General features: G+C 35.6%; 15 protein-coding genes and 2 pseudogenes. 6 read left to right on the top strand and 11 right to left on the bottom strand.

Going from position 1 to position 26,366, the window contains the following annotated elements; all coding sequences use genetic code 11:
* Nucleotides 1–9 precede the first annotated feature (9 nt).
* Together M0M44_RS23945 and M0M44_RS23940 are read right to left on the bottom strand one after the other, a co-directional pair.
* Nucleotides 10–2,628, bottom strand: a pseudogene (locus M0M44_RS23945) (MBG domain-containing protein); the annotation flags it as partial.
* 405 nt (nucleotides 2,629–3,033) lie between these two features.
* Nucleotides 3,034–6,024 (bottom strand): annotated as a pseudogene (locus tag M0M44_RS23940) (hypothetical protein); the annotation flags it as partial.
* A gap of 150 nt (nucleotides 6,025–6,174) precedes the next feature.
* Here M0M44_RS23940 and M0M44_RS18290 point away from each other — a divergent pair.
* Nucleotides 6,175–7,215: an SAM-dependent methyltransferase gene (locus M0M44_RS18290; protein ID WP_248726974.1), complete on the top strand. Its 1,041-nt coding sequence runs from the start codon at nucleotides 6,175–6,177 to the stop codon at nucleotides 7,213–7,215.
* Here M0M44_RS18290 and M0M44_RS18285 read toward each other — a convergent pair.
* The 3 genes from M0M44_RS18285 to M0M44_RS18275 form a co-directional block, all read right to left on the bottom strand.
* Nucleotides 7,189–7,752 (bottom strand): phage tail protein, encoded by a 564-nt coding sequence (locus M0M44_RS18285; RefSeq protein WP_248726973.1) that lies wholly within the window; start codon nucleotides 7,750–7,752, stop codon nucleotides 7,189–7,191. The genes M0M44_RS18290 and M0M44_RS18285 overlap by 27 nt on opposite strands.
* A gap of 210 nt (nucleotides 7,753–7,962) precedes the next feature.
* Complete coding sequence (locus M0M44_RS18280) at nucleotides 7,963–10,317, bottom strand: mechanosensitive ion channel family protein (RefSeq protein ID WP_248726972.1); 2,355 nt, start codon at nucleotides 10,315–10,317, stop codon at nucleotides 7,963–7,965.
* Between the two features lie 103 nt (nucleotides 10,318–10,420).
* Entirely contained in the window at nucleotides 10,421–10,666 is a 246-nt protein-coding gene (locus tag M0M44_RS18275; RefSeq protein ID WP_248726971.1) for a hypothetical protein, read from the bottom strand.
* Nucleotides 10,667–10,755: 89 nt separating this feature from the next.
* Here M0M44_RS18275 and M0M44_RS18270 point away from each other — a divergent pair, with 89 nt between their 5' ends.
* A complete protein-coding gene (locus tag M0M44_RS18270) occupies nucleotides 10,756–11,049 on the top strand; it encodes a winged helix-turn-helix transcriptional regulator (RefSeq protein ID WP_248726970.1) in 294 nt (97 codons plus the stop codon).
* Nucleotides 11,050–11,175: 126 nt separating this feature from the next.
* Here the strand turns inward: M0M44_RS18270 and M0M44_RS18265 are convergent, their stop codons facing one another.
* The 3 genes from M0M44_RS18265 to M0M44_RS18255 all read right to left on the bottom strand — a co-directional run bounded on the left by M0M44_RS18265 (nucleotide 11,176) and on the right by M0M44_RS18255 (nucleotide 14,401).
* Nucleotides 11,176–11,505, bottom strand: a complete 330-nt coding sequence (locus M0M44_RS18265) for a DUF4870 domain-containing protein (RefSeq protein WP_095930035.1) — start codon at nucleotides 11,503–11,505, stop codon at nucleotides 11,176–11,178.
* Nucleotides 11,506–11,638: 133 nt separating this feature from the next.
* The gene (locus M0M44_RS18260; RefSeq protein ID WP_248726969.1) at nucleotides 11,639–12,379 is read right to left on the bottom strand and encodes a LytR/AlgR family response regulator transcription factor; all 741 of its coding nucleotides are present in this window, start codon (nucleotides 12,377–12,379) and stop codon (nucleotides 11,639–11,641) included.
* A 3-nt stretch (nucleotides 12,380–12,382) separates the two neighbouring features.
* Nucleotides 12,383–14,401 carry a sensor histidine kinase gene (locus M0M44_RS18255; RefSeq protein ID WP_248726968.1) on the bottom strand — a complete coding sequence of 673 codons (2,019 nt, stop codon included), beginning with the start codon at nucleotides 14,399–14,401 and terminating at the stop codon, nucleotides 12,383–12,385.
* 248 nt (nucleotides 14,402–14,649) lie between these two features.
* On the opposite strand from M0M44_RS18255, the gene M0M44_RS18250 reads away from it, so the two are divergent.
* From M0M44_RS18250 to M0M44_RS18235, 4 genes are all read left to right on the top strand, one after another.
* Nucleotides 14,650–15,108, top strand: a complete 459-nt coding sequence (locus tag M0M44_RS18250) for a hypothetical protein (protein WP_248726967.1) — start codon at nucleotides 14,650–14,652, stop codon at nucleotides 15,106–15,108.
* 309 nt (nucleotides 15,109–15,417) lie between these two features.
* Nucleotides 15,418–15,795: a hypothetical protein gene (locus M0M44_RS18245; RefSeq protein WP_248726966.1), complete on the top strand. Its 378-nt coding sequence runs from the start codon at nucleotides 15,418–15,420 to the stop codon at nucleotides 15,793–15,795.
* 79 nt (nucleotides 15,796–15,874) lie between these two features.
* Entirely contained in the window at nucleotides 15,875–20,251 is a 4,377-nt protein-coding gene (locus M0M44_RS18240; protein WP_248726965.1) for a CusA/CzcA family heavy metal efflux RND transporter, read from the top strand.
* A 1-nt stretch (nucleotide 20,252) separates the two neighbouring features.
* Nucleotides 20,253–21,383, top strand: coding sequence for an efflux RND transporter periplasmic adaptor subunit (locus tag M0M44_RS18235; RefSeq protein WP_248726964.1), 1,131 nt, complete (start codon nucleotides 20,253–20,255; stop codon nucleotides 21,381–21,383).
* Between the two features lie 179 nt (nucleotides 21,384–21,562).
* Here the strand turns inward: M0M44_RS18235 and pdeM are convergent, their stop codons facing one another.
* The 3 genes from pdeM to M0M44_RS18220 are packed head-to-tail and all read right to left on the bottom strand — an operon-like array spanning nucleotide 21,563 to nucleotide 26,269.
* A complete protein-coding gene (gene pdeM, locus M0M44_RS18230; protein WP_248726963.1) occupies nucleotides 21,563–22,201 on the bottom strand; it encodes a ligase-associated DNA damage response endonuclease PdeM in 639 nt (212 codons plus the stop codon).
* A 6-nt stretch (nucleotides 22,202–22,207) separates the two neighbouring features.
* Nucleotides 22,208–24,667, bottom strand: a complete 2,460-nt coding sequence (locus tag M0M44_RS18225; RefSeq protein ID WP_248726962.1) for a ligase-associated DNA damage response DEXH box helicase — start codon at nucleotides 24,665–24,667, stop codon at nucleotides 22,208–22,210.
* Nucleotides 24,668–26,269, bottom strand: coding sequence for an ATP-dependent DNA ligase (locus tag M0M44_RS18220; protein WP_248726961.1), 1,602 nt, complete (start codon nucleotides 26,267–26,269; stop codon nucleotides 24,668–24,670). It lies immediately after the preceding gene.
* Nucleotides 26,270–26,366 lie beyond the last annotated feature (97 nt).

Here is a 26,366-nt window from a genome sequence, read left to right as displayed (position 1 = left end):
ATCTCATTTTTATTTCACCAATAAGTTAATTGTTTTTAACTGGCCGTTAGCCAATTTAAGAACTACAACATATAAGGCTGCCTGCGATGGTGCGATGATTTCATTTTTGGCTTTTACATTTGAAATAGTCTGAACTAATTTTCCTGTAATGTCATAAATAACCACCTCAGATCCATTTAATTGAGAATCGCTAAAATCACACTCTAAAGTAAATTCAGCTCCAGGTTTAACTGGGTTTGGATAGATTTTTATCTTTTTGGTAAAAACTGTTCCAGTAGTCTCAATTGGACAAGATTTAATTGAATTTCCGTTTTTGTCTTTTGCAATTACATAATAAGTGCCGTTTAAAGGCTGAACCTCGCTATAATACTGACGAGTGGCACCAGAAACAGCTGCTCCGTTTTTGTACCATTGCCATGCTGCGTAATTGTTAGATTTATTATCAAAGAATAGCACATTTGCCCACTGTTGTGTTACAAGTCCAGAATGGCTTACTTCTATTGGTTTAACCACGGATGCAGCAGCATTGTGATTCTGGTCACCGTTTTGTACAGCTGTAATTGTTGAGCTTCCTGATCCGGTGATGTTTAATGCTGATCCAGAAATTGTTCCTAATGCAGCATTTGCAATAGTGTACGAAATTGGCAATCCGCTGTCTGCTGTCGCTGTTAAAGTCACGTTATTAGAATCTGCACAGCCAAATTCTAAAGTTTGGTTCCAAGTGATGGTTTGGTCAGCTTTAGTAATTTCAAATTCAGCACCAGTAAAGGCAATTGCATAATCTGCGCCAGCACTAATTGATCCTAGCTTAATATTGTATTTTCCAACATTTTCGCCAGCATCTCTAGAAAGCAGACCTGTAATTATTGAAGGTGTATCTCCGTTAGCAAAACCTAGAGGGGTATAACTAAATAAAGGATCTTCTGTACCGTATACTTTTGTATGTCCCGCTGCTGCAGTTATAGTAAGAGTATATTTTTGAGTCGTGAAACTAACTTCGTTTCCATAATTAACAAAACCATTACTATTTATTGCATAAGTTCTAACATAATAAGTTCTATTTCCTCTAAGTCCAGATAAAGAATTTGTAAATGTTCCTAATGCGGCAGAAATATTTATTTTAGTGTCTGCTGTAGTAGGATTTGCATGCTGTGCATATACAAAACCAACTTCTGTTAAACATTCTCCTTTATCTATCTGTATTCCGTCTGTAGAGGCAGTTCCAGATAAAGAGGCGCTACTTACAGTTACTCCAGATACAACAGCAGTATTTAAAGTAACAGGATTTGCTGGCTGCAATATTTCTACAGTTAATGAAGCACTGCAAGAATGAGCATCTGTAACGGTTACAGTATAAGTTCCTGCTGTAAGACCTGTTGCTGTTGCAGCAGTTCCTCCAGATGGAGACCAAGAGTAGGAGTAAGATCCTGTACCGCCAGTTACGTTTACTGTAGCCGATCCGTTATTTCCATTATAGCATGAAACTTCTGAGAGAGTCGCTGTTAAATTTAAAGCATCTGGTTCTGTAATTACAATTGTATTTGTAACAGAACATAAGTTTTCGTCTGTAATGGTTACCGTATAAGTTCCCGCTGTAAGACCAGTTGCTGTTGCAGCAGTTCCACCAAAAGGAGCCCATATATAGCTGTAATTGCCTGTTCCGCCACTTGCAATTACAGAAGCCATACCATCGTTGCCGCCGTTGCAAGATACGTTTGTTTGTGTGTCTGTAGCTGAAAGAGTGGTAGGCTCTGTAATTTGTACAGACTCAGTTATAAAACATCCATTTGCATCGGTTACTGTGACAGTGTAAGTGTTAGGAGCTAATCCAGTTGCTGTTGCTGCAGTTCCGCCAGTTGGAGACCAAGAGTACGTATAAGTTCCAGTTCCTCCAGAAGGAATTACAGTCGCAGTACCATTATTAGCCTGATTACATAAAACATCTGTTTTGGCTATTGTTGCTGTAAGTACAGCAGGTTCACCAATAGTTACACTTGCTGTTGTTTCACATAAATTACTATCTTTTATAAGAACAGTATAGGTTCCCGCCGATAATCCGCTTGCAGTTGCGTTAGTTCCGCCAGAAGGAGACCATTGGTAGCTATAGGTGCCTGTTCCTCCTGTAACGCTTACAGTTGCAGATCCGTTTGAACCACCATTGCAAGAAACATCTGTTTGAGATACTGATGGTGTAAGTGCATCAGGTTCTGCTATGGTAAAACTTTGTGTTTTGATGCATAGATTACTGTCTTTAACAGTTACAGTGTAAGTTCCAGCAGAAAGTCCATTTGCGGCGGCTGCAGTTCCTCCAGAAGGAGACCATGCATAGGTATAAGTTCCAGTTCCTCCAGTTACGGTTACAGAAGCAGATCCGTTTGATCCACCGTTGCAGGTAACATTTGTTTGTGATGGAGTTATAGTAATTGCTGTGGGTTCAGTAATTGTGAAATTCTTAACAATAGAACATCCATTTGAAGAAGTAATTGTCACTGAATAGTCTCCTGCAATAAGATTAGTGGCTGTGTCACCATTTCCACCAGAAGGAGACCATACATAAGTAAATGGCCCAGGTGCTCCAGACGGAACCACAGACGCGGAACCTGTATTTGATCCATTGCATAATACATTAACTTGACTAGTATTTGCCACTAGTGTATTTGTTGTACCGATGGTAAAATTCTTAGTTATAAAACAGCCGTTGGCATCTGTAATTCTGCAGCTGTAATTGCCTGCCGATAAATTGGTAATTATTGCACTTGTAGCGCCTCCAGGAGTCCATTCATAAGTATAACTTCCAGCACCTCCAGCAGCTGTAACGCCTGCTTGTCCGCCAATACTACAAGTAGCATCCATTTGAGCAGTAGTAGCTGTTAATGCAGAAGGCTGATTAATTGTAAAACTTTCTGTGATTGAACATCCTTTAGCATCAGTAATTGTGCAGGTATAAGTACCTTGTGTAAGGCCAGTAGCTGTAGCAGCATTTCCTCCAGAAGGTGCCCAAAGATAGGTATATCCACCGTTTCCTCCTGCGGGAGTAACTGTCGCAGTTCCTGTAGAAGAACCATTACAAAGAGCATCTGTATGTGATTTTGTAGCGCTTAAAATTGGCGGTTGTGAAATGGTAAAACTTTGTGTAGTCTGACATAAATTAGCATCTTTAACAGTTACCGTATAAGTACCCTCAGCAAGCCCAGAAGCAGTTGCAGCAGTTCCTCCAGAAGGTGCCCATGAATAAGTATAAGTTCCAGTTCCTCCTACGACATTTACTGTTGCTTGACCATTTGTTCCACCATTGCAAGAAGCATCAGATTGAGAACCTATACTTGCAACAAGAGCAGGTGGTTCTGATATAGTAAAGTCTCTGGTTGTTTGGCATCCATTAGCATCGGTTACTGTTACCGTATAAGTACCCGCAGCAAGTCCCGTTGCTGTAGCAGTTGTTTTGACAGGAGTTGTATTCCAAGAGTAAGAATAAGTTCCAGTTCCTCCTGATGGTATAACCATTGCTGTTCCGTTACTGCCTCCATTGCAAGATACATCTGTTTGGCTGCCGCCCGTTGCTGCGCTTAAAGGTGCGGTAGGCTGGTTAATAGTGAAGCTTCTGGTTGTTTGACAGTTGTTTGCATCGGTTACTGTTACCGTATAAGTACCCGCAGCAAGTCCCGTTGCAGTTGCAGTTGTTTGGATAGGAGTTGTATTCCAAGAATAAGTATAAGTAGGAGTTCCCCCAGTTGGTGCAACTGTTGCAGTACCATTAGCACCTCCATTACAAGACACGTCTGTTTTGCCTCCACCAACAGCTAGGTTTAAAGCTGCGGTTGGCTGGTTAATAGTGAAGCTTCTGGTTGCTTGGCATCCATTAGCATCGGTTACTGTTACCGTATAAGTACCCGCAGCAAGTCCTGTTGCAGTTGCAGTTGTTTGGACAGGAGTTGTATTCCATGAATACGTATAAGTAGGAGTTCCACCCGTTGCTAAAACCGTTGCTGTACCATTCATACCTCCATTACAAGGTAGATCTGTTTGGCTCCCGCCCGTTGCTGCGCTTAAAGGTGCGGTAGGCTGGTTAATAGTGAAGCTTCTGGTTGTTTGACAGTTGTTAGCATCGGTTACTGTTACCGTATAAGTACCCGCAGTAAGTCCCGTTGCAGTTGCAGTTGTTTGGACAGGAGTTGTATTCCAAGAATAAGTATAAGTAGGAGTTCCCCCAGTTGGTGCAACTGTTGCAGTACCATTAGCACCTCCATTGCAAGATACATCTGTTTTACCTCCTCCCGTTGCTGCGCTTAAAGCTGTTGCAGGCTGATTAACCGTATAAGAAAATGTTTTTTGGCATAATGAGGCATCGGTTACTGTAATGCTATACGTGCCAGAAGTAAGTCCCATTCTGTCTTCCGTAGTAGGTCCATCATTCCATTGATAGGTATAAGGTCCTGTACCACCGCCTGGTGTAAAGTTTATGGATCCAGTATTTCCTCCATTACACGCAACATGCGTTATGGTTGCTATTCCATTAATTAAAGGAAGCTGGGTTACTCCAATACTGTTAATAGTATAACTGCAGCTATTACTATCCGTAATTGTAACAGAGTATGAACCTGCTGTAAGTCCTGATCTGTCTTCAGTCGTAGCGCCATCACTCCATAAGAACGTATAAGTTCCAGTTCCTCCAGTTGGAGTAAGGTTTATCGCTCCAGTATTTCCTCCGTCGCATGCTACATGTGTTATAACTGTTGATCCGCTAATTGCTGCTGTAGGCTGGCCAACCGTAATATTGCTTACAACCCCGCTACAATTATTAGAATCTGTAATAGTAACAGAATAAGTACCTGCCGTAAGATTTGTTCTATCTTGTGTTGTTATGCCGCCTCCCCAGTTATACGTGTAAGATCCACTGCCTCCTGTAGGAGTAAGATCTATAGAACCATTGTTCCCTCCGTTACATGATACATTTGTAATATTAGTTGTTCCAGATATAGCGGTGTTTTGAACTATAGTAAAGTTTTTTTGTATTGAAGTTCCTTCATTATCTGTTATTGTAACAGAATAATTAATTGGGGATAGGCTAGAAGCAGTTGCTCCAGTTCCTCCCGATGGAGACCATGAATAGGTATATGGAGATTTTCCTCCTGAAGGAGTTACTGTTGCTGTTGCGTTACTAGAACCACTACAAGCAATTGTTTGTGATTGTGTAGCAGATAGGGCAGCATTGGTTGTAAATGAAGATGTATTTCCGTAAGCTATTCCTACCGAATTCTCTGCATATGCTCTGTAATATATTGTTGTCCCAGATGGAAGTCCAGTTGTATTTACAGTAAAGGCACCAGTGCCATTAAGTGGCGTTGCTGCTACTTTCGTTACGCCAGTACCATTAATGACAGGATTTGTAGTTAACGACCAAAGAATGCCTCTATCAAGGACACTAGTATCACCGCCATTATCGTTTGTACCTCCTAAGATAGCTGTAATTGCACCAAAATTTGTTACAGGAGTATTTGTAGTTACTGTTGGAGAAGCAATTCCATTTGAAAATGTAAAATTATCAATCGCAAAATAATCATAATTACTGCTCAATTCAATTTCTAACTGATCAATTATTTGGTTGCTGTTGTTTGAACCTCCCTCAGTAGCAAAATCTACCAAGGTAAAGCCATTTCCAGGTAAGGTAGACGGTGTGCTTGCACCAGTAGTATTTCTGACAACAGTAAATACAATGTTTCCTGCAAGTTTGCCCCTGAAAGTTATAGAACCAGGACCATTACCCAGTGTAGCAGAAGGTACATAGGTAGGACTTCCAGATACAAAAAAATAAAAGCTATTTATTTTAAATGTCCCAGCGGCTACACTAATAGCCGCTGTCTGTCCGTATGCGCCTGTGGGGTCTGCAACTTGTATGTACCGTGCGGTTCCGTTATAGCCTGTACCAGCGATGTTTGCAACTGTAAATCCAAATGGCCCCGTTAAATTAAAAGTCTTTGTGCCAGAGGTAAAACTTGCAGTATTTGCCGCCGCACTTTCAAACATTTCAGTTGTCTGCGAATTTACCTTTGGTATCGCAAGAATTAGAAATAGTATTAATAAGTAGAGTTTTTTCATAATTTTTCTTTTATTAGGTATACTTTTAGTATTGTTGTATTGTATTTTAACTTATATTCAAGACATTAAATATCATATATGTATAAGCAAGAACTTAAAATTATTGTCAAATCTATTATTGCATCAAATAATGATGATGAATATATACATTGGGCTCAAAAGCTTTCTGTTTTTTATCAAAAGATTCTCAAAGATGAACATTCAGATAATAATGAAATAGTAGTACAAGGAGGTATCGCATTGTCTAGTTCTGGTGCAGCAGATTGTGTTGACGATTATCTGCGTACGATTCATTTTATTAAAGGTATTTATAAAGCTATAAATAATTTAGACACCCTTTTCTCCTGTAGAAAAATCAATATACTTTATGCGGGCTGCGGCCCTTATGCAACATTAATTCTGCCTTTACTTCCATTGCTTAATAAAGAGAGGATTAATGCTGTCTTGATTGATATTAATAAATCTTCTATAGAATCGGTACGAAACATCATCTCCAAAATTGGTCTTGAAGATTATAACCTCCATACAATAGAGACAGATGCAACAACTTATATAATACCGAAAGATTTTGTTGTCGATCTCGCTGTTTCTGAAACGATGCATTATGCTTTAACCAGAGAACCCCAAGTTGCTATTAGTAGAAATATAATGAAGCAAATACCCGAAAACGCAATTTTTATTCCACAAGAAATTAAAATTAATTTAGCCTTTACTTTTTTTAACTACGAACCTTCTCTTAAAATCGACATAAACGGAATAAAGGGCTACAAAAATATGCAGCCCTATATATACAATGTATTTGTTGATAGATTATTAACAATAAACAAAGAACATTTTTTGGGAGAAAATAATGACTCAAAATTTGAAACAAATTATTATTCTCTTCCTGATAATTTTAGTAATCATCCTGATGTATGTCTATTTACTGAAATAAAAATATTTGAAGACATAGAATTAAAAACGGCGGAATCTTACATTACAAATCCTTATTGTGTAGTTTCTATGTACGTAATAAAGGATTATTCAGAAATTCAATTTGTATACGATTTTAGTGAAATACCTAAATGGACATACAGATTAAAAAAAAAGCAATTAATTTCTAGAAGGAAAAATTCCTGAAACACAAATAATGTAGTTTATTGCTAAATAAGGTTGCATGTTGTTGATCGGAACATTATTTCCAGTAGCACCAGTGGTAACTTCGCTGAGTAGTTTAACACTTGGTGTTGATGTCGCAAAACCTAATGTTGGAGTAAATACTCTGGCAACAAGTTGTCCAGGAACAGCAATTGATGCACCTTGTACAGGTGTAGAATCAGTTGCTTCTGCACTAGTAACTGAAATTGTACCTGGCCCAACATGGTTGTGAGCAGGCAAATTACTTGTTAAAATATTTGTATTTGGAGTTCCACCTACTTCACCAAGAGTGTAAGCGCCACCAGCGGCCGGATTATTTCCTTGTCCAATAGGGACAACACCTTGCAAATTAGGCAAGGCAAATGTAGTAGTTCCATTTCCACCATAAGTTGTACCTAAAATTGCAAACAAAGCACTGTTTTGCGCTACAGATAATAATTGTCCTGCACAAAGCATATAGCCTTTAGGAGCAAAATTTCCTGCAAAAATTTTAATTGTACCCATTAGTTCTTCATCCATGATTTTTTAATTTAATAGTTAATTTTAGTTTTTGGTAGTATTTTACTACAATGCTAAATTACTTTATAACTAAATTGTGGGTGCACGGGTTTTTACCTGTTTTTAAGTAAAATGTTATTATTTAACATATTACTATAAAAATAAGAAAAATTACAAACAGTATTGCATAAAAAAAGGCGGTAATCAATTACCGCCTTTTATGTTTTAAATTTAACTTGAGAAAGTTAAACCTTTATTTTTGAAACTAATATAAAGTTCTTGTCTCGCTGAACTTATCGTTTCTTCGGTTCGGTAAATACTGCACCAGAACTTGATTAGAAGTTTATATTTTCCATCAGAAATTGAGCTGTAGTATATTTGTGATGGTTTTGAATTGTTCACCAATGGAAGATTGGCAAGCGTTTCATTTACTACAGTATTGATTTCCTCTGGAATTGTTTCTCCATTAATTTCAAAAGTGATTTCAACCAGTTTAAAATTGTCAGTATACGTCCAGTTCGTGATATTTTGAGATAATAAGTTACCATTCGGAATAATGATTTCAGCGCCGTTTGGAGCATTAATTTTAGTGGTACGAAGTCCCATAGATTTGATTCGGCCAGATTCGGAACTAATTTCTACAACGTCTCCAACTTGAATTGGTTTATCGAAAATTAAAATAATTCCAGAAACAAAATTATTAACCACATTCTGAAGTCCAAGTCCGACACCGACACCCAAAGCACCTAAAAGAATACTCAGTTTATCTAATGGCATTCCAGAAGCAGCAACAGCAAGCAGGTAACCACTTATTAAAACGACTAATCGGGTAATAAGCAATTTTGAATGTTGTCTTTTATTGATGTTCTCTTCGTTTTCATCGTCAATTTCGCCAAAGAAATAAGCAACATATTTCTGTAGTAAATGCGCAGCCCAGATAATAATAAAGAATAAAACGACATTGCCTAAAGTAAAAGTGATGCTTCCAATGGTATTTGGATGACTTAATAACTTGGCTAAAGCACCGCGAAGTGATTCCCATATGTTCAAATTTGAAGCAATTACAATCAGCCACATATAGCTAATTGCAATAATAAAAGGCTTTTTCAAGGTATCTGATAAACTTTCGTAATCAAACATTTTTTCAATTCCTCTTTTCACTCTAGTCGTATAAATTTGAAGCAAAATAATTTCCAAAATAATCTTCAAAAGTACACTTAAAGCAACAATTTGAGTAAGCGATATAAAAGCTGTAATGCTTAACATATTAGAAAGAGAAACTCTTCCAAATAAATTGTAAAGAATAGATAAGACATTCAAGCCAATAAAAATGATACTTGCCCATTTAAAAAAGCCTTTTATATAAAGTTCTTCTTTAAGTGTTTTAATCTGAACCAAACCGTAACGAATACCTAAAACATTAATCGCTACAAAAGCAAATCGCTGCAATAATCCGATTGTAATAAACAAGTCCAAGAAACAAAGGGCAAAGAATAATCCTAAAAGGAAAAGCCAATTTCTCATGGCAACTCCAGACCATTGATTCTTGAAAAGGAAGATTAAAACCCCAAGCAAGAAAAGCTGAATTAATTCTAAAAATAGAGCAGGAGCGTATAAATTGGTCACTACAGCAATGTTTAGTGCAATGACTAAAATGGGCAATAAAACACCTCGATTTAAATATTTAAAGTTTAAAAGCTGTAGGTTTTCAGCATAACCATTTGTATTAAGGTATTTGATATTTCGAGAAATATACCAAAATAAAAGACCCATAAAGAAAAATAGGGTGATAAGTCCGCCTGCTTTGTAACCTAAGTAATAAGCGGCCACATTTTCTTCAATTATAATTTTTGCTTTTATATTGTGTGTTACTTTTTTCTTTGCTGCAGAATCATTAATCTGCCATAAAGAAGGATATTCTTTATTGAAAATACTGATTCCAGATTTTTCGAGTTTTCCTTCAACGGCCACCAAAGCATTAGAAACAGAAATTTTTCGTTGTACGGTAAGTCGTTTTTTATTGTTTAAAGTAGTCTGGTTTTTCGTCATTAAACTATCAGTGGCAAGGTATCTTTTTTTAAGATTTCCGAACTCTTTTTGAAACTGCTTGCGACGAATGGTGTCTTTTAATAAACTAATTAAAGTTTTGTCTTTACGAAGATCAATTACACGTTTTTTAATGTTTTCAAGATCCAGGTTTTTAGCATTAATAGCCTTGTTTTGTTCTTCTAATTCCTGTTGGATTTCTTGTAAAACTAATCGGTACATCTGTTGGTTGCGCACATTCGGATTTGCTCCTTTTAAACTAGCTAAGATTAAATCAAGCTTGCTTTCTGTACGTTTCATTTCGCCAAAAAGATGACGCGTATCGCCTGCAAAATCAATATCATTGTAGGCAGATTCTAATACTTCACTGGCTTTTTCGATGGCCATTAAGTAATCGCTGTCTGTGGCTGTCGAGTCGTTAAATAGTCTTCCACGGCTTTCTTTTTTAACTGTTTGCTGCTGTTGCGCGTAGTTAAACTGCGAAAATAATAGAAGTAAAAATAGGGAGAAAAAATAAAAAGTCTTTTTGCTAATAATCATAATTTATGGGCTTATTTAGGGAGACCAAATGTAATTTTTTTTGCAAGACTTTCCGTTAAGAAAAATGAAATTTAAATAAAGAAACCTATTTCAATTTGTGATTTTATTCTAGGTTTCTTGAAGCGATTTCTTCTTGAATTTCTTTTAGAAAATTAGAATTGACAATAAGGAAAGCCATAGATAATGGAAAGATCATTAAAGTTAAAAAACCTTTTTCGAGGAAAATAAAAACAATAATGAGAAGTAATACAATAGCAATTAGAATCAAAACCTTAATTGTTGTTTTAATTGTTTTTTGCGTTTTTAATAACTCTTCAACACTCATTTCGCTTGGTTTCTTTGCTTTCATTTTATATTTTTACTTAGAATTAAAGCAAATTTTAATTAAAAAACTTTCGAAAACAATAGGTCATTTTTTTTTGACTACCCCAAATAATTATGGAAGAAATAGAAACTTGTCCGGCACAAAGACTCCTAAAAATGCTATCTGGCAAATGGAAGGCAGAAATTTTTCGTTTGGCTACAGAATCGCCTTTACGTTTTAATAATTTGCTGCGTCAAATTCAGGGCTCAAATAAGCAATCTTTGGCTACAGCTTTAAAAGAATTGGAAGAAGAAGGACTACTCGAAAAGCTAACTATCAAGCTGAAACCTCTTCATATCGAGTATAATTTAACAGAAAAAGGAAAAGCTTTAATTCCTGTTTTTCAGCAATTGGAAGGATTGGCATAAATTTGTTAGATATAAAGTAGAAAGATCCTCAAATACTATTCAGTGCTACCATAGCCAATGAAGTTCTCTGAGAATCATCTCCTACATCCAAAAAATAAAAACGTCAGCTAAAAAAAGCAAGACAGATTAGTCAATAAAGCTGAATTTATCTTCAAAAACTTGTCCCACTAACGGAATTGGTTTCTTTTGTTCGTTAGCAGCATTTATGATTCCGAAAATCCATAAAATAAAAATAACGTATCCAATGTAGCTTAAAAAGTAAAGCGCTGGAACGATAGTTACAATAATAGACAAAGCAACATTTACGACTAAGGAAACCAGAAAAATTCCGAATCCTTGTTTTAAATGGTATCTCACCAAATCACTTTTAGGGGTTAAATCTTTACTTTTAACAAAAGCTATAATCCAACCAATAATAGTGACATAGCTAAGAATAGAAAGGGTTTTATTATTCATAGTTTAAGTTATTTATTGGTTCAAAAATAGCTGCTATGAATAGGACTTGGAATAGTTACTTTGTCTACTGTGCTTTTTGGTTGGTATTTGTTGTATTTAAATCGGTAAGATGTAAAATGTGTTTTTCGAAAGGTTAAATTTCCTCTTTCATTAATTTGAAAAACTGCTCTTTTTTTCCTCTCGAAATGGGCACAACCGATTTATCATTCATATGAACCATTCCTTCGCGAGAATAACTTATAATTGAATTTACATTGATCAAATGCGACTGATGAACGCGAAAGAACATTGGAGGTTCAAGCAAATCTTCATAATTTTTTAAAGGCTTAGAAACCATAATTTTTCGGCCGTCGGTCAAAAAGAAAGTGGTGTAAGAACCAGAAGTCTCACATCTTGTAATTTGTTCTAATTTCACTACATACATAGCTTCTTGAGTGGGCAATATAATTCGGTCGGGAGTTTTAGAAAGATTGTTTTGCAATTCGCTTAATTGCTGTTTTTCTAAAACTCTTTCTTGTAAAAGCGAAATCCTTTCAATTGCAGTTCTAAGTTCATCTGGATCAATTGGTTTTAGAAGATAGTCTATTGCGCTGTATTTGAAGGCGCTAATGGCATGCTGTTCGTAAGCAGTCGTAAAAATAAGATGAAAAGAGTTGAAGGAAATTTGTTTTAGAACATCAAATCCAGTTCCGTTTTGAAGCATAATATCCATAAAAACCAAATCGGGCTGCATCCGGTCAATTAGTTTTACAGCTTCTTCAACGCTTTCAGCGTAAGCGATAATCTGAATTTCTTCTGGAGCAACCATTTCCAACATGATGGATAAAGCTTCTCTAATACGCTGTTCGTCTTCTATAATGATAGTTTTGTACATTTTTTACAATATTGGAATATTAATAATAACTATGCAGCCCGTTTCTCCGTTGTCTGCATTGCGTTCTAAAACCTGAAAACCAGCATAGGGATGGTCTTTTTGCATTTTAGCTAATCTTTCGTCAGTAATTGTTGTAGAAAGAGATTTATGATTTTCGTTTGTTTTCAATTTTCTCGAAGCTGCAAGTCCGATTCCATTGTCTTTTATGGTACAGATTAGATTTTTTTGCTGCGTTTGCTGTGAGAAATTAATTTGTAATACACCTTTTTTTTCTTTTGGTTTTGGTTTTAATCCGTGTTCAACAGCATTTTCAATAAAAGGCTGAATCAAAAGTGGCGGAATAAGAATATCTTCTTCAACAGATTCGTCGCAAACAATAGCATATTCGAAACTATTATTAAGACGCAATTGTTGCAATTCTATGTAATTTTTTAAAGTTCCTATTTCTTCTTCTAACGAAATGGTTTCTTTTCTCGATTGTTCTAGAATCTGGCGTGTGAGTTTGGCAAATTTATTTAAATAAGAAACCGCCGGAATTGTATCTTTCTGCAAAATCATACTCTGAATATTCCCCAAAGCATTAAAAATAAAATGCGGATCCATTTGAGATAGCAATAATCTTCTTTCTAACGAAAGTCTGGTTGCGAGGTTTTCGATGGTTTCTTTTTCCATTAATTGCAGTTTCAATTCACTGTTGGTTTGTTCTTGCTTTAAAATTTCCTCACGCTTTAAATAATAACGCTGTCTGAAATAGTAAGAACGAAACATAAAAACAAGTCCAAGCAAAAGAACTCCAGCAATTCCATAACCTAAAAGTTTATTTTGCTGCTCCAGTTTATTTTCCAATTCAAGCTGTTTTATACGCTCCATTTTTTTGGAAGACTCAAATCTGGCATCTGCATTTTGGAAAAGCTTCTGAGTGGTTTCATTATATTTTAACTGATTGTATTTCGTAAACAATGTATCGTATGCATAATACGCTTCAAAATCATGACGTTTTGCAGAAACTTCTTTTAAGCAATTGTAAAAGGTAGCTAATAAATAATTATCGGTATAAGGTAGGCTAAGCTGGTATTTTATTCCTTCAATAAAAAGCATTTCGGCTTTTACATAATTTCCTTTTTCGGTATAGTAAAAACCTTGAAGACCTATGGCGCTTCTGTAGATAATTTTAATATTGTATTTTTTGGCAATTGCTGTAGCTTTTTCAAGGTTGTCAAGCAATGCAGTTTCATTAATTGGTTTTGGACCTTTAGAATAAAGATCGGCCAGATTGATGTAGGCGATTCCGATATTGCTTTTGCTAATAATATCGAAAGATTCTTTTTCGGCAAGTGCAACTGTAGTTTTTAAAAAATCTAAAGTCTTTTGCCAATCTTTCTCCGCTCCAGATTCAAGCTTATCGGTCAAATAACCTCCGTAAGCTAATCTTGCATACAATTTACTTTCTGGATCTTTTGCTTTATAAGCATGTTCTAATGCCTCTTGTGCATATTTATGAACCTTTTCTGGCGATGCTGGAGAAAATAGATACGATATATCGGCCGCAATTTTAGCACATTGATCGTGAGCATTTATTTTTGAGAAAAGCGTATACGAATGCAATAAATGATCGATTGCCTGAGGCTTATCATCTATGTAAGACTTTAAATTTCCCATTGCTAAGGAAGCAAAAGCTTTTACTCTTATTTTGTTGCTTTTTTGGGCTAAAATATACGCAGTGTCTGCATAACGAGTAAATTCTTTTAAATGCAACAAACGTCTTTGTGTAAGAGCGAGATACGAATAACAAATAACTTCATCGTCGATATTCTTTTTTTTCTTAGCCAAATGAAGAGCTTGTAGCTGAATTTTTTTACTGGCAGATGAATCTGAAAAACGTTTAGAATAACCATAGGCCGCAATTTTTTCTACAGCCGAAACTTGTGCATTTAAAGTGGTGATGAAAAATAAAATCAGAAACGAGAATAACCATTTCGTTTTCCCATTTTTTATCTGGTTTAAAGTAGTTTTTTCGTGCATATATTGTGGTAATTAAGACCAAAGTACAAATTGAAAATAGACTGACCAAAAAAATCGCACTTCAAATTTGAGAGGAAAATCCTTTGTAAAGTCTCGGTGTAGAAGTGGTTAAAAGGAGCTTTTTCTCGATACTAGCATAGAATTACCAAATAAAAATCTAAAACATCCATTTGCCAATTTCGAATTGTCGCAAGCTGATCTTAGTAGTAATCTTGTTGTTATAAATTATTTTTAAAACTATAAAAATTATGAATAAGAAATTTTTTACATTATTGATGGTCGCTAGCCTTTTTATCTCATCAATAACTTATGGGCAGGAGGATAGACGAATTAAAATTGAAATCGCTTTGAAAGACGGAAATAAAACGGTAAAAGCTTTATTGAGATCTGCAACATTCTCTTTTACGAAAACTAGTCTCGCTGCAGCAGATGGAACTGACAAATCTGAGGTGAAAAATAATTACTATTTTTCTCTTGATTTTGAAAAACAAGATATTGCTTTGTTGGCTGTTTTGATGAAAAACAAAGCAGGAGTAGATGGTCAGATTACAATGACCGATGTATTTGGGAAGCTTCCTACTCGAAAATTTGATTTTACAAAAGGAAGAGTTGATTCTTTAAGTGATCAATTAACGGCCGATTATACAAGTGCTTATATTTCCCTTCTTTGTGATTCTTTGATTATTGATGGCGTTAAAATTGAGTAGAAAAACGAATGAATTTAAGAAATTCAGTTTACGCTTAATGCTCATAATTTATGTACTAAAAATACAGTTATAAAAATTAAAAAGAAACAAGTTAATTCAATAAGAGTTAACTTGTTTTTTGTTTTATAAATAAGTGTATCAGCATTGAAAACTAAAAAGATAACATGGGATTTTGACGATTTGATAATAAATATTCGTGGTTAATATTGGTACAAATAAAAGAAGTACTCGATATTTCTAAATTGTTAAAAGACCTTTTTAGTATATTAAAAAGATGAAATCTTAGAGAATTTAAATTAAATTTGCTTCGTGCGAAAACTAATTGTCTACATATTCATTTTTCTAATAGCTTCAAATAGCAGTTTTGTACAGCAGTTTTATAAACTGCCCATTCTGATTGAACATTTTCAGGAACACAAAAAACTTCAAGGTGTAAGCTTTGTAGATTTCTTGTCTATGCATTATTGGGGAGAAGATTTAAAAGACAATGACGGAGATCGAGACATGCAGCTTCCTTTTAAAACCATTAGCAGCAGTTCGGTTCACTTTGTTTTTATTTTAGACAACAAAGACTTACTTCCGGTTCCTTTCAATCCAGAATTACCACAATCAAAAATTCCAACTTACCGATCAGATCTTTTTTCAGATCCTAATCTCCTTTCTTTATTTAGACCTCCGATTGCATAATTAATTTCTAAATTTTTCTTGAAGTGGCTGAGACATATTGTTTTCAGTTGCTCATTTATTATTTTTTAATTAATAAAATATGCTTAATAAAGTAATTCAGTTCTCAGTTAAGAACAAACTGGCAATTGGAATCTTTACACTGCTGTGGATTATCTACGGTGTGTATGAGGTTACTCAACTACCAATTGATGCTGTACCAGACATCACTAATAATCAGGTGCAAATTATTACAACAGCTCCATCGCTTGGCGCGGAAGATGTAGAGAGATTAATTACATTTCCAATCGAACAAGCAATCAGTAATATCCCGAATTTAAAGGAAAGCAGAAGTATTTCGCGTTTCGGACTTTCGCTAGTAAGCGTCGTTTTTGAAGATGATGCAGATGTGTATTGGGCGCGCCAGCAAATTGCTGAAAGATTGCAACAGGTAGAAATTGACCGAAACGCCAATTCTCCAGAAATGGCGCCTGTAACAACTGGTTTGGGAGAGATTTATCAATATGTCTTAAAACCAAAACCAGGTTACGAAGAAAAATATTCCTTAGAAGATTTACGAACAATTCAAGATTGGACAATCAGAAGGCAGCTTTTGGGAACCAAAGGAATTGCTGACGTTTCTACTTTTGGAGGAAAATTAAAACAATATGAAATCGCTGTAAATCCAGCACGGTTAAAAGCTCAGAATTTAACGATAAGTGAAGTTTTTACCGCTTTAAACAGTAGTAACGAAAACACTGGAGGTGCTTATATCGAGAAAGGACCAACGGTTTCATACATTAGAAGTACTGGTTTAGCTAAAAGCCTTAAAGATATTGAAAACATTGTAGTTAAAAGCACACAAGGCGGACTTCCTATTTTAATAAAAGATGTTGCCGATGTTAAGATTTCTTCAGCGATTCGCTACGGTGCTTTAACGACAGATGAATATGGAGAATCGGTTGGTGGAATTGTAATGATGCTGAAAGGTGAAAACGCCAATAATGTTATTGTCAATGTAAAAGATAAAATTGCTCAAATCGAGAAAATTCTTCCTGAAGGCTTAAAAATTGAGCCTTTTCTAGATCGAACTAAAATGGTAGACAATGCCATTGGAACTGTAGAAAAAAACTTAATTGAAGGTGCTTTAATCGTCGTTTTAATTCTGGTTTTATTCTTAGGAAATCTTAGAGCAGGTTTTATTGTAGCTTCTGTAATTCCGTTAGCGATGCTTTTTGCCATTATTATGATGAATACTTTTGGTGTAAGCGGAAATTTAATGAGTCTTGGGGCATTAGATTTCGGATTGATTGTAGATGGGGCAGTAATTATTGTTGAAGCGATTCTGCATCATCTTCACAGTTCTAAAAAATATCAAAATACAAATGATATTTCACAAGACGAAATGGATAAAGAGGTTACAGGCTCGGCAGCGCGTATGATGAATGCAGCAGTTTTTGGACAAATTATCATTCTGATTGTGTATTTGCCGATTCTTTCTTTGCAAGGTATTGAAGGCAAAATGTTCAAGCCAATGGCGCAGACTGTTGCTTTTGCCATTTTAGGAGCCTTCATACTCTCACTTACTTATGTGCCAATGGTTAGCGCTATGTTTCTAAGCAAAAAAATCAGCCATAAAAAGAATCTTTCGGATCGTATTATGGAAAGATTAGAAAAAGCTTATGAAGGTTGGCTTACTAAAGCATTAAGAATTAGAAAAGCAATTATTATTGGAGCATTTGTACTATTCGGAATAGCAGTTTTATTGTTCGGAAGAATGGGTGGAGAGTTTATTCCGCAATTGGAAGAAGGAGATTTTGCTGTTGAAACCCGATTGCTGCTAGGAACCAATCTTTCTACGACAACAGAAACAATTACAAGAATTTCTAAAGAATTAAAGAAAGAATATCCAGAGGTAGAACAAGTTGTTTCCAGAATTGGAAGCGCAGAAATTCCAACCGATCCAATGCCCATTGAAGGCGGAGATATGATTATTGTTTTAAAGGATAAGTCGGAATGGACAAGTGCTTCTTCGTTTCCTGAATTGGCAGATAAAATGACCAAAACCGTTAAACGAATTGCGCCAGGAGTAACCACGGGATTTCAGTTTCCTGTTCAGATGCGTTTTAACGAGTTAATGACAGGAGCCAAACAAGATTTGGTTTGTAAAATTTACGGGGAAGATCTTCAAAAACTTTCTGAATATGCAGAAAAACTGGGAGCAATTAGTAAAACCGTAGAAGGCGCAGCCGATTTGTACGTAGAAAAAGTAACAGGAATGCCTCAAATCGTAATTGATTATAATTGGGCAGAAATGGCAAAATACAGTTTGCGTGTTGCAGATGTGAATGCAACGATTAACGCAGCTTTTGCAGGTGCTGTTGCTGGAAGTATTTATGAAGGTGAAAAACGTTTTGACATGGTGGTTCGCGTTGAAGATAACGGAAGAAAAGGAATTGAAGATGTTCGAAACCTCTTAATTGCAACGCCTTCAGGAATGCAGATTCCGCTTTATCAAGTGGCAAAAGTAGAAGAAGTCGAAGGTCCAAATCAGATTCAGAGAGAAAATGCAAAACGCAGAATTATTGTCGGATTTAATGTTCGTGGAAGAGACGTTCAATCTATCGTGGAAGAGTTGCAGAAAAAAGTGAATCAGCAAATCAAATTTGATCCAGGCTATTACATTACTTATGGAGGGGCTTTTGAAAACCTTCAGCAAGCAAAAGCCAGATTGGGAGTTGCTGTTCCAGCCGCTTTATTAATGATTTTTGCTCTGTTGTATTTTGCTTTTAGATCGTTTAAAGAAGGAATTATCATTTTTACGGCAATTCCGTTATCTGCAATTGGTGGAGTATTTGCTCTGGTAATGCGCGATATGCCTTTTAGTATTTCTGCCGGAGTTGGATTTATTGCACTCTTTGGTGTTGCAGTTTTAAACGGAATTGTTTTGATATCTGAGTTCAATCGAATTCAGAAACAAGGAGAAATTACCGATCCTTTCCAGATTATTTTATTAGGAACAAAAAACAGATTGCGTCCCGTTTTGATGACGGCAGCTGTGGCTTCTCTCGGATTTCTTCCGATGGCGTTGAGCAACGGAGCAGGAGCAGAGGTACAGCGACCACTGGCAACTGTAGTAATCGGCGGATTGGTTACAGCGACTCTTTTAACGCTTTTTGTACTTCCAGCAATTTATTTAATGACGTATCATACTAAGGTTTTTACTAAAAAAAGAAAAAAGCACATGAATAATTTAACCCTTTTATTGAGTATTCTTTTTATTGGGAATATGGCAAAAGCGCAAGAATTGCCAATTTCGCTTGACGAATCCATTTCAATTGCAATTCAAAATAATAGAACGATTAAATCGGCTAAATTAAACGAGCAGTCGAAAAGCTACTTGCAGAAATCAGCTTATAATATTCCCCAAACACAAATAGACGCCGATTACGGACAGTTTAATAGCGCGCAAAATGATACTCGTTTTGGAATTAGCCAGACTTTTGCTTTTCCAACGGTTTATAGCAATCAGAAAAAAGCCTTAAAAGCTGATTTTAATAAAGCTAAAGCCGAAGTGCAATTGACTTCGCAAGAAATTAAAACCCGAGTTCGAAATATTTACTATGATTATTTGTGGTTAAACAGCAAAAAAGAACTTTTAGTGTACGCTGATTCGATCTACAGGATTATGGAGAAAAAATCAGATTTGAGATTTAAAGCGGGAGAAGCAAATGTTTTGGAAAAAAGCGCTTCGCAATCTGCGAGACAATTCTATAGCAATCAATTGGTAATGGTAAACCGTGATATTGAAATTGCTTTGAATTCGTTTAATGCCATTCTTCAAGATAAGGTGGAGCACACTCCAAAAAAGATGAATTTGAAAGCGGTTTTAAATCGTTCGTCTATAGAAAATTTAAAAGCAGAAAATCTCCCAGCAGTGCAGCGTTCGCAATTTGAATCGGAAGCGGCTAAGTTCAGATGGAAAACAGAAGGAGCTAAATTACTTCCTGAAATTACCTTAGGATATAACAATTTGAGCATTATCGGAACTCAAACTAATAATTCAGGTCAAGATGTTTATTATAGTAGTGGACAAAGATTTAATTATGTAAATGCAGGACTTTCAATTCCGATATTTTTTACAAGTCAGTCGGAACGAAAAAAGGCCGCAAAGGCTGAATACGAAAGCTTTGTTGAGCTTTCTGAGGCTGCTAAAATCGAGGTAAAAACCAACATTGAAAATGCAGATCGCGAGCTGAAAAAATACCAAGAAAGTCTACAGTATTATGAAACTGACGGATTAAAAAATGCTCAAACCATTATCGAAGCTTCAAGCAGTCAATTGCAAAATGGAGATATCGATTATTTGCAATGGGTTTTAGTAGTCAATCAGGCTATTACAATTAAAAGTGAATATTTAGACGCGCTTAACGCTTACAATAAAGCGGTTGTGACACTACAAAATCTTAATAATATTTAAAATGAAAAAATATATTGCGGCGTTCATAGGCGCTATAGTTCTAATCTCTTGCGGAAACAAGAAGAATGAGGAAGCTAAAAATGCTGAAACTAAAAGCATTGATATCATTAAATTAAGTACAGAGCAAGTTAAAAATGCAGGTTTAGAAAGTGGTAACCCGACTGTAAAAAATGTAAAGGAGATTTTACAGCTTCAAGGCACGGTAACGGTTCCGCCAAAAAGTGTAATCAGTATTAGTATTCCGTTGGGAGGTTATGTGAAAAGCACCAATCTTATTGCGGGAATGAATGTGCAAAAGGGACAGGTTTTAGCGGTTTTAGAAGATATGCAGTTTATCGAATTGCAGCAAAATTATTTGATGGCGAAGGAGAAATTCGAATTGGCTCAAAATGAACAAAGAAGACAAAAAGAACTAAATGCAAACAAAGCGGCAAGCGACAAAGTTTTGGAACAAATTACGACTGAAATGAGAACGCAACGCATCACAATGTCTTCTTTGGAACAAAAATTAAATCTATTAGGGATTAATGCTAAAACATTGAATGTTGGAAATATAAGCAAAACAATTCGAGTGATTTCGCCAATAAACGGCTTGGTTTCTAAAGTAAATGTAAACATTGGAAAATATGTAAGTCCTACGGATATGCTTTTCGAATTAATTGATAAGAAAGACATTGTTCTAACTTTAAATGCGTTCGAAAAAGACGTGGCTTTGCTTTCAATAGGACAAACGGTTATGGCATATACAAATGCTTCAGACGTGAATAAATATGCTGCTAAAATCGCTTTTATCAATCAAAGTTTGAATGGAGATCGTGCAGCAGAGATTATTTGTAAAGTAAATAATTATAACCCAGAACTTTTGCCAGGACTTTTTGTAAATGCTGAAGTGGAAATAGAAAATAAAAAAGCGCTTACAGTTCCAGAAGATGCTGTAGTGCGTTGGGAAGGAAAGTTTTATGTGTTTACAGCTATTGGAAACAATCAGTTTCAAATGATAGAGGTGAAGTCTGGAGTTAAAAACGAAGGGTATAGCCAGATTATTTCTGATGCCATTTCTAGCTCATCAAAAGTGGTTGTCAAAAATGCTTACACCTTATTAATGTCTGCAATGAACAATGACGAACAATAATGTTTAATTTATGATTACAATTTAGAGTTAAACGAGAAAACCCAGTAAATTTAGTTTTACTGGGTTTTTTAATTCTTTGTTTTTTCTATTGAATTACCTTTAGCCAAAGCAGGAGATAGTTTAATAAATACTTTAGATTTTCTTTTTTATAATATTGTAAATAAATCAAATAGATTGTCTCAATTGTTTTTATTTATCAAAATAATTTCATCTCCAGCAATAGCAAAAACAGTATGATCTGGTTCAGGCTTCATAATAAATTTCCCTGTAAATTCTCCAAAAGCGGGCAGTATTATTTGGTTGCTTTTCTGAAAAAAACAACGCAGTTTTAAGCTTTGGAGCCCCAATCCGCGGAGGATTATTCCAGGATGGATATGTCCTGAGAAATTGAAAAAATCTTCTTTTTCTGTAGGATGATGGGTGAAGAGAAAATGATTTATCTCTAGTGAATCAATCACAAGAATTCCAATTTGATAATAATGTTTTTGGTCTATTATGTCATGATTTCCTGCAATCAAATAAATTTCTTGATTATGATTGGCAGTCCATTCTTCAAATAAATCCCATTCTGCATTTTTGGCGCTGTGAAATAAATCTCCCAAAAAAATGATTTTTTCAGGAAGAAAATAATCCAAAACTTCTGTAATTCTTTTAAAATTTTCAGAAATGGCATTTTGCGGAATAGCAATTCCGTGTTTTCTAAAATGCGTTACTTTTCCCAAATGCACATCAGAAATAATCACCGTTTTTTGTTTTTCCCAAAAAACAGCACCGCTTGAATGAAGTATAAAGTTTTCGTTTCGTATTTGAATTTTCATAGCCTGTTATTTCATATAAGATGCCGTCATTTTTTGGATTCTTTCAGCTAGAGTTTCGCTTGAAAGCTTTTCTCTCAATCGATCGGTAATAATTGGAAAACTAAAAGGAGTCGGTTTCAAACATTGTTTCCAGATTATTTTTTGATTTGCGATTCGTTCCAATGCCAAAATCAAACGTCCTTCTTCTAACTGATGTTCAAAAGTTTCACGGTAGGCTTGATGCAGCAATAAATTATCAGGTTCGAAATCTCTAAATACTTCAAAAAGCAATTGCGAACCGCTTTGCAAATGTTTAGTCTTAACCATTTTTCCTGGAAAACCGGTAAAAACTAATCCTGATATAACGGCAATATCTCTAAACTTTCTTCGCGCCATTTCGGTTGAATTTAAACTTTTCTGCAAATCGTGATGCACGTATTCGGTTGAAAATAGGTTATTGTCTAAAACCGCTTCGATATCAATTTCCTGATCCGAAACCAATTCAAAACCATAATCGTTATAGGCTAAAGAAAATGTGATTGATTGTAGTAAACTAATTCTAAATGCCAATAAACTGGCTAAAGCTTCATGAACAAAGCGTCCCTCAAAAGGATAAAAAATCGCATGAAATCCTTCTCGAGTTTTGAAAGTTTCAATTAAAAATTCATCTGAACTTGGAACGATTGATTCTTTTCTCTGTCTTTTAAATAAAGGCTGTAAGGCTTTTAATTCTGGTGAAAGATTGTCGGTATTAGCACGATATAATTCTTTTCGAAGCAATTCGCTCATTTGAGAAGAAAGAGCCAAACGTCCGCCCATCCAGCTCGCAATTTTAGATTCTTTCTTCGCACTGGCTTTTTTTACCAAGACCTGCATATTTCTGATTTTGAACAGTTCGAGTTTTTTTCCTGCGAAAATAAAAGTATCACCAGGTTTCAATTTCGAAATAAACCATTCTTCAATTGTACCAATATAACCACCGCTGAGATATTTCACATTCATAACGGCATCGCCAACAATGGTTCCAATTTGCATTCTATGATGCATGGCAATCATTCTGCTGTTTATTTTGTAGCAGCCATTTTCGTCAATTTCAACTTTTTTAAATTCGTCATATGCATGAAGACTTTGGCTTCCTTGTGTAATAAAATTTAAAATCCAGTTCCAGTTTTCAGCCGTAATGGTTTGATAACTAAAGGTTCCTTGAATTTCTTTGAAAATTTCATTTGGATAAAATCCATCAGAAACTGCCAGAGTATTGAGGTATTGAACCAATACATCCCAACTATTTAAGTACGGAACACGGTCTTCTATCACACTGTTTTCAACCGCTTTTTTCAACGCAGAAGCTTCGATTAATTCGATGGCATGAGTGGCAAGAAAATAAATAACGCTTTCTTTTCCAGGCTGATGCCCGCTTCGTCCTGCACGTTGCATAAAACGTGCTACACCTTTTGGACCTCCAACCTGAATGATCGATTCGACAGGAGCAAAGTCAACCCCTAAATCTAAACTAGAAGTGCAGACAACGACTTTTAATTCTTCATTTCGAATGGCATTTTCAACCCAAAGTCTGGTTTCTCTGTCAATGCTTCCGTGATGCATTGCCATTTCGCCTGCAAATTCAGGATATTTTTCTAATAATCTCTGATACCAGATTTCGCATGCCGAACGAACATTCGTGAAAATAAGCGTCGTTTTACTGGCTTTTATAATTTTTGCCGCTTCATCAATCAGATGCAGTCCCATGTGTCCGCGCCACGGATATGTATCCATTTTCTCTGGAATTATAGACACCACTTTTATTTTCTTGTTAATTACTGCTTTGATTAAAACAGAATTATGGTACGCTTCAGAATTTACTCCAAGTAAGACTTCCTGCGCCTGCTGTAAATTGCCAATTGTGGCTGAGATTCCCCAAATACGTATATTTTTAGCGATAGTTTTTAATCTCGATAAACCTAATTCTACTTGCACGCCACGCTTGGTTCCCAGCAATTCGTGCCATTCGTCAATTACGATTGAACTGCAATTTTTAAAAATATTCGTATAACCTTTTGTTGCCAAAAGTAGTTGCAGACTTTCGGGAGTTGTAATCAGCAAATCGGGCATTTTGTTTTTTTGCTTGGCACGTTCTGCAGAAGATGTATCTCCTGAACGAATTCCCACTGTCATTGGAATGTCTAAATCTGTTAAAACTCGTTCTGCGGCTTGTTTGATTTCAACAGATAAAGATCGTAAAGGCGTAATCCAAATGGCTTTTAATCCTGAGGTATGTTTAGTTTTATAGTTTGGATTTTCTTTGATGTAGTTTAAAATGATGGGAAGCCAAAGAGCATAGGTTTTTCCGCTTCCTGTCGGAGCATTTAGCAAGCCATTTTTGCCCTGTAAAAATGCAGTCCATGTTTGAGTCTGAAACGGAAAAGGTTTCCATCCCTGACTCTCAAACCATTCGTTGGCGATTATAAATAACTGCTCTCTATTCATTTATAAAATCATGTTTTTTAAATCTTCAATTGAATTGGCTTCTTCAATTTTTTTATCGTGTCTCCATCTTAAAATTCGTGGAAAACGCGTTGCAACTCCGCTTTTATGTCTTTTGGAAAGGGCAATTCCTTCAAAACCAATTTCGAATACCAGTTTTGGCGTAACGCTTCTTACTGGTCCAAATCGTTCTAAAGTATTTTTTTTAATGAAATCATCGACCATTCTGAATTCTGCATCGGTTAAACCGGAATATGCTTTCGCGAAAGTGACGAGTTCACGTTCCTTATTTTCATTTTCCTGCCAAAGAGCAAAAGTATAATCGGTAAATAAATTGGATCGTCTTCCGTGACCTCGCATGGCGTAGGTGAGAACGGCATCAATCGTTAAGGGTTCAATTTTCCATTTCCACCAATCTCCTTTTTTTCTTCCAACTAAATAGGGAGAATCTTTTTGTTTCAGCATTAAACCTTCGCTTTTCATTTCGCGCGATTTTAATCTTTCGTTTGTGACATCTTCCCAAGTCGAAAAATGAATCCTTTCTGAAAGCTGTAGCGGAATTTCTTTTCCAATTAAAGTAGTAAATAATTCTTCTAATAAAGTTCGGCGTTCTTCGTAAGGAAGATTCCGAATATCATTTCCCTGCCATTCCAATAAATCGTAAGCTTTAATAATAACAGGTGTATTTTTTAAAACAGAAGCCGATACATTTTTACGGCCAATACGGGTTTGCAAATCATTAAATGTCCCAATTTGATTCTCAATAAAAGGAAGAATTTCACCATCTATAACCGTTCCGTTTGGAATATTGCCAATGAAAGATTGAAATTCAGGATATTTATCGGTTACCAATTCTTCTCCACGGCTCCAAACGTAAATTTCATTATCGCGAATAATGGTTTGAGATCGAATTCCGTCCCATTTATGTTCTGCGCTCCAATCTTCAGGATTTCCAAGGTTTTCAAGTTCCCCTTCAATTGGATAAGCCAAATAAAACGGATATGGTTTCGATAAATAATCACTACTTTTTTCATCCAAAATCAATTCTTGAAACGTAACTGTATTCGGATTCCAATCGCCCATTAATTTATAAGCAAGTGTGTCTTCATCAATATTTTCAGCTTTTGAAAGCGCTCGAGTCATTAATTTTTGACTTAAACCAATTCTGAAACTCCCTGTAATTAACTTCATGAAAACGAATCGTTCATAATAATTTAAATTCAGCCAATTGGTTTGTAAATATTCTTTTTTCTCTAAGTCGGTTTTCTTTTTTAAGGCTATGATTTCCTGTAAAAATTCGGTCAGACTTTTATCGGAATGTTCTTTTGTAGTTGGAATTACAAGCGCAATTGTTTCGGCCAAATCGCCCACAATGTGATAACTCTCTTCAAAGAGCCAAAGCGGAATATTAGCTAATTCGTTTGCCCATAAACGCAATAAAGTCGTATTAACCGGTCGGGGAGGGCGACGATGCGAAAGAATAGCGATTGTCCAGACTTTGTCTTCGTCGTTTGCTTTTAGAAAATAATTCGTCAGCGCATCAACTTTTACCGATGTTTTATTAGAACTGTCTAAGGTTTTGATAAGCTCGGCAAAGTTTTTCATAGTTTTTTTTTGTTGATGGTTGATAGTTGGTGTTTTATAGTTGGTGGTTTATAGTTGTTGGTTTATAGTTGTTGGTTTATAGTTGTTGGTTTATAGT

This window comes from Flavobacterium humidisoli (genome assembly GCF_023272795.1).
Lineage (GTDB): Bacteria > Bacteroidota > Bacteroidia > Flavobacteriales > Flavobacteriaceae > Flavobacterium > Flavobacterium humidisoli.
The sequence above is the reverse complement of the archived record's forward strand: the minus strand, read 5'-3'. Positions and strand labels throughout refer to the sequence as shown.